The organism is Desulfacinum hydrothermale DSM 13146, assembly GCF_900176285.1.
GTDB classification, from domain to species: Bacteria; Desulfobacterota; Syntrophobacteria; order Syntrophobacterales; family DSM-9756; genus Desulfacinum; species Desulfacinum hydrothermale.
This window is the reverse complement of the sequence record NZ_FWXF01000042.1, coordinates 1-4,623: the sequence shown is the minus strand read 5'-3', so window position 1 is coordinate 4,623 and position 4,623 is coordinate 1. Positions and strand designations below refer to the sequence as shown.

The window sequence follows — 4,623 nt, the reverse complement described above, 5'->3', positions numbered from 1 at the left end:
TCAATGTCAGATCCAGGGACAATTCTGGAATCCCCCGTCAGATGAACGTATGGGAGCAGGTGATCACGGATCCAGTTCCAGCCATCAAGGCTGCCATGAGCGAGGCCATCCGGACCTGTTCGTTGTCCAGGGACCAGATCGTGGACGAGATGAATCGCCTGATGAGGCAGCTAGGCTGGACAACAAACGGACGTGGGCAGAAGGTGACCACCGCTCTGCTGGATAAGTGGGTTGCTCCGGCGGCGTCTCACGTTATCCCGCTTCGTTTGCTTCCTCTCTTTTGCCGTGTCGTTCAGTCGAATCTGCCTCTGGAAGCGTATGCACGGAGCTTTCAGTCCGTCGAAGTCATCAGTGATGAGGACGGGAAGATACTCCAGTGGGCCAGGTCCGAGCTGGAGTTGAGAAAGGCGAAAAGGCGAGCCAAGAGGCTCGCACAGGAGGTTGGACTGTGAAAAATCGCAGAAGAATTGAAATCAAGAAATGGTTGCTCGACGCAGGGATGACACAGGCCAAAATCGCCAAAGAGACAGGGGCAAGCCCTGCCATCGTCAGCCGTGTCATATCCGGCGAGAGGGGTAGACGTCGAAAAGGTCTGAGCGCCGCCGTCATTGATTATCTCGAACGGCGAGGATGCCCAATATTCTCCGAGGAGAGTAATGCATGAATGTCTCGGCTAGGGAGATAGCAGAGGCGCTGGGCGTCTCTCTTCAGGCCGTACACAAGCGGGCTCATTCTGAGGTCTGGCCATGCAAATGTGAAGCTGGTCTTGGCCGAGGTGGCCAACGGAAGCTGTTCCCCGTTAAATCGCTGCCTCAGGATGTGCAGGATGCGCTGGCGGCTCTGAAGGCACGGAAGGCGTTGGAGTGCGCCTGTCCGGAGGACGGCGGCACCGTGGTCGCCCAGGCGACGCCTACGGCGTTGTCGGATGAGCAAAGGCGGAAGGCCCTGGCCAGGGCCGACCTGGTCCGTCTTTATGTGCGCCACCTGGCCAAGCATCCGCATGGTCGCAAGGTGGCGGCGCGCGAAGAGTTCGTGCGCGCCTACCTGGGCGGCGCCTGGCCGGAGATCCTGGAGGTCCTAGGGAAGGTCAGCTGGAAGAGTATTGAACGATGGAAGAGGACGCTGCATGAATCCGGCGATCCGTTTCGCCTCGCGGATTTCCGGGGACGTCACCGGCGGGGTGCCGTCTCGGTGACGGACGAACAGCGCCGCATACTGATCCGGTGTGCGCTGCATCCGGGCGCCCCCAGGATCAGCGAAGCCATCCGGAGGGCCCGCGCCGTAATGCGGGCGTCCGGCATCGAGGACGGCCGCAGCGATTCCACCTACCGACGCGTGCTCAAAGAGTATAAGGATCATCATTATCATATATGGACCTTCACCCGCCGGGGCGCCAAGGCCTGGAACGACGAATGCGCCTACTACATCGAGCGGGATATGTCCGTGCTCAACGTCGGCGACGTTCTGGTCGCCGACGGGCACATCCTCAATTTTGAAATCCTCAACCCGTGGACCGGCAAGCCAAAACGGATGGTGCTGATCGTATGGTACGATATGCGATCCAACTATCCCTGTGGCTGGGAAATCATGCCCACGGAAAACACCCAGGCGATTGCATCGGCCTTTCGCCGCGCGGTCATCGCCCTGGGCAAGGTGCCGGCCGTGGCCTACCTGGACAACGGCAAGGCCTTCGGCGCCAAATACTTCACCTGTGACCTGTCCCAAGCGGGCCTGGGCGGCCTCTTCGAGCGTCTGGGCACGCGCACGATCTTTGCCTGGCCGTATCACGGCCAATCCAAGCCGCTGGAGCGTTTTTTCGGCACGTTTGCGGAACTGGAGCGCTGGATGCCGTCCTACACAGGGACGAGCATCGACAATAAGCCCCCGCGCCTGAAGCGGGGCGAGCGGTTGCACCGCGCCGTTTGGGACAAGCAAGCGGGCCGCGCCCTGACTATGGAGGAGGCCCACTGGGCGGTGGCGGCGTGGTTCGACGAGTACGCCCGGCGGCCGAGCCGGGCGAAGCACCTGGACGGTGCCGCTCCCATCGACGTTTTCCGCGCTGGCCGCGGCGACGGCGTGGACGAGGCGGTACTGCGCGATCTCATGCTAGCCGCAGAGATTCGCACAATCGGCCGCAACGGCATCCGGTGGCGCGGCTGCAACTATTACCATCCGGAGCTGTATGGCCGCCGTCATCCCGTGGTGATCCGCTACGACTGGCTGGATCCGGACCGCATCCATGTCTACGGGCAGGACGGCGCCTTCATCTGCACGGCGGAGCGCGTCCGGGCCGTGCACCCTGCCGCGGGCATCCTTGGCACCGATGAGGACCGGGCTCTCCTGGAGGAGCAGATCGCGCTCAAACGCCGCCAGGAGAGGGAGGCGTCTACGATCTGCCGGGAGATGCTCGAACGGCAGGTGCTGCCGGAATACCGTCGCCTGCTGGCGTCCACGATCCCCGGAATCGACGGGAACGGCACGACGGCCAGTGGCAAGCCACTAGGACCGCGCACACCTGCATTGGAGGGCCCAACGGATGCCGAGATCGAGCGCATTCGGCGCGAGGTGGCGGAACTGGAGGCCATGCAGCCGGCCACGACCTGCGGCGCAGAGGACGAGGCATCGGAACCGGGTCCGGAGGTGGTGCGGGAGGACGCGCGGGATGTGTTCCGGTCCGACGATCTGGCCAGGTATGAGCGGCTGGTGCGCCTGGAGGTGAGCGGACGGACGCTATCCGAGGAGGACCGGGTGTGGATGCGGATGTTTGAGCTGTCGCCGGAATACAGGAGGCATGAGCAGTGGTTTGATGATCTGAGGCTACAGGCTGCGGTGGACGTCGTATCGTCATCATAAAGGGAGGTGTTGGATGAGAAGGGTGCGTCTCAAGCCGGTGTTTATCGTGACTCGCAATGTGCGCAATTTCGAGGCTGCAATGGACGGACTGGCCCTGGCACATGGTGAAGGCCGGCTGGGCCTGGTGTGCGGCCGGGCGGGCCGGGGCAAAACGCGCACCAGTCAGTGGTGGGCCGCGAAGGAGGGTGCCGTCTATCTGCGGGTGGTCACGGTGTGGACGGAGTTGGACTTTCTCAGGGCGCTGTGCCGTGAGGTGGGTATTCCTCAGCCACCGAAACGCCGTGGGGCGTGTTACGCCGCCCTGGTGGACATGCTGTCCGCTTCCCCGAGGACGGTGATCCTGGACGAAATCGAGAAGATGTCCTCCAGATGGCTGGATGTGGTGCGGGATGTGAGCGACGTGACGGCTTGCGCCGTGGTGCTGGTGGGCGAAGAGGAGCTGGCCGGCGCGGTGCGGCGCAACCGCCGGGTGTGGAGCCGCATCTACCAGCAGGTGGAGTTTGGGCCCATAACGGCAGCGGATGTGGTCGTTTACGCCAGGGAGGCCGCCGGACTCGAGGTTAGTCCGGAGGCCGCCGCGGAGATCCACCAGCGCAGCGGTGGAGACTTCCGCCTGGTCCGGCGGGACGTGGTGGCCCTAGCCCACGTGGCCGCGGCGCAGAAGACCCAGGACGTGGACCGAAAGATGGCGCAGTCCATCGAGGGCATGCACGCCTACGGTGCGGAGAAAGTGAGGGTGGCCTGATGCCAAAGCGAGGAGAAGGTCTTGCGGGGAGGTGCCGTGCGGTTTGGACCAAGATGGGGCCGCAGAGGATCTGGACTGCAGATGAATTGGCTGATGCAGTAGGGATCCAGTCGTATGCGGACAAGAAGATGATTTGGACGGTGCTGCGGGATGCGCGGCGCCGAGGCGAAATCGAGCGAGTCGATAAAGGCAAATACCGGGCCAGGGCCGGCGCCGGTCGGCGGTGCGGAAGGGATCGCATGTGGAGTGTGATCCGGATGCGCCGGCGGATTACGGCCGATGATCTTGCGGAGCTGGCCGGCGTGGAGCGCTCCTATGCCAGTAGCTATTTGAGAGATCTGGCACGGACCGAGGTGGTTCGGGCCAGATGGCAAGGCAGGCAGAGGGTCTATGAGTTGGCGCATGGCTACACCGGGCACATGCAGACTCCGCCCGGGGACAATGCCGAGAGAATCAGGCGCTTTCGAGCCAAAAAGAAAGCAGCGATGGAGGCGCTGGACAAGGCGATGGGGGCCCTGCAGGAGGCCAGGGCAGCGTTGGCGGACGATTGATGGGGAGGTGGAGCATGGCGAAGATAAACGGATGCATGGTCTGTCTCGATTGCGACGAGGTGTTCAGCGGAGCGCAGTCCTGTCCCAAATGCGGGTCCAGCGCCTACTGGCCGTTGGGGCGGTGGGTGCGCAGCGCGGAGCGCGGCTGGTACGGGCGGCGGGATGATGCGTGGATGTCCGGGGACACTGGGGACACGCCCCTGGAGTATCGCTGGGAGATGGCCGGATGAACGCGGAGGAGTGGCTGGCGCGGAACACGTTTCAGTGCGCGGTGGGTCGGATGACGCCGGCCCAGTGCGAGGCGTTGCGGGCCAGGCCCAGCCTCCGGGAGGTGGTGGCCGGTGGAAGCGGTCCGCGCACGCTGCCCAGGCCCGGGCAGTGTGAGACGTGCCGTGGATGGGAGGACTACGTGTCGGGAGGAGATGAGTCGGTGATGTCTGAGGCCACGAAGACGTGCCGCGTGTGCGCACGGGA

The 4,623-nt window shown here is 63.8% G+C and carries 7 protein-coding genes; all 7 read left to right on the top strand.

Annotated features, from left to right (window positions below):
- The coding region (locus tag B9A12_RS17165) for a hypothetical protein (RefSeq protein ID WP_212636986.1) at positions 1-452 on the top strand (452 nt) is incomplete at its 5' end.
- Positions 449-664, top strand: coding sequence for a helix-turn-helix domain-containing protein (locus tag B9A12_RS16365; protein WP_084059157.1), 216 nt, complete (start codon positions 449-451; stop codon positions 662-664). The genes B9A12_RS17165 and B9A12_RS16365, both read left to right, overlap by 4 nt.
- A 155-nt stretch (positions 665-819) precedes the next feature.
- Positions 820-2,853: a Mu transposase C-terminal domain-containing protein gene (locus B9A12_RS16360; protein WP_084059156.1), complete on the top strand. Its 2,034-nt coding sequence runs from the start codon at positions 820-822 to the stop codon at positions 2,851-2,853.
- 13 nt (positions 2,854-2,866) lie between these two features.
- Entirely contained in the window at positions 2,867-3,598 is a 732-nt protein-coding gene (locus B9A12_RS16355; protein WP_084059155.1) for an AAA family ATPase, read from the top strand.
- A gap of 128 nt (positions 3,599-3,726) precedes the next feature.
- Positions 3,727-4,149 (top strand): winged helix-turn-helix domain-containing protein, encoded by a 423-nt coding sequence (locus B9A12_RS16350; protein ID WP_139796702.1) that lies wholly within the window; start codon positions 3,727-3,729, stop codon positions 4,147-4,149.
- Between the two features lie 14 nt (positions 4,150-4,163).
- Entirely contained in the window at positions 4,164-4,379 is a 216-nt protein-coding gene (locus B9A12_RS16345) for a hypothetical protein (RefSeq protein ID WP_084059128.1), read from the top strand.
- Positions 4,376-4,623: hypothetical protein (locus B9A12_RS17450; protein ID WP_212636983.1), on the top strand; the 248-nt coding region annotated here is incomplete at its 3' end. The genes B9A12_RS16345 and B9A12_RS17450, both read left to right, overlap by 4 nt.

What these genes read in the sequence shown, in the direction of transcription:
- B9A12_RS16355 (WP_084059155.1), top strand. Translation starts at nt 2,867, where the DNA reads ATGAGAAGGGTGCGTCTCAAGCCGGTGTTTATCGTGACTCGCAATGTG.
- B9A12_RS16345 (WP_084059128.1), top strand. Translation starts at nt 4,164, where the DNA reads ATGGCGAAGATAAACGGATGCATGGTCTGTCTCGATTGCGACGAGGTG.
- B9A12_RS16350 (WP_139796702.1), top strand. Translation starts at nt 3,727, where the DNA reads ATGATTTGGACGGTGCTGCGGGATGCGCGGCGCCGAGGCGAAATCGAG.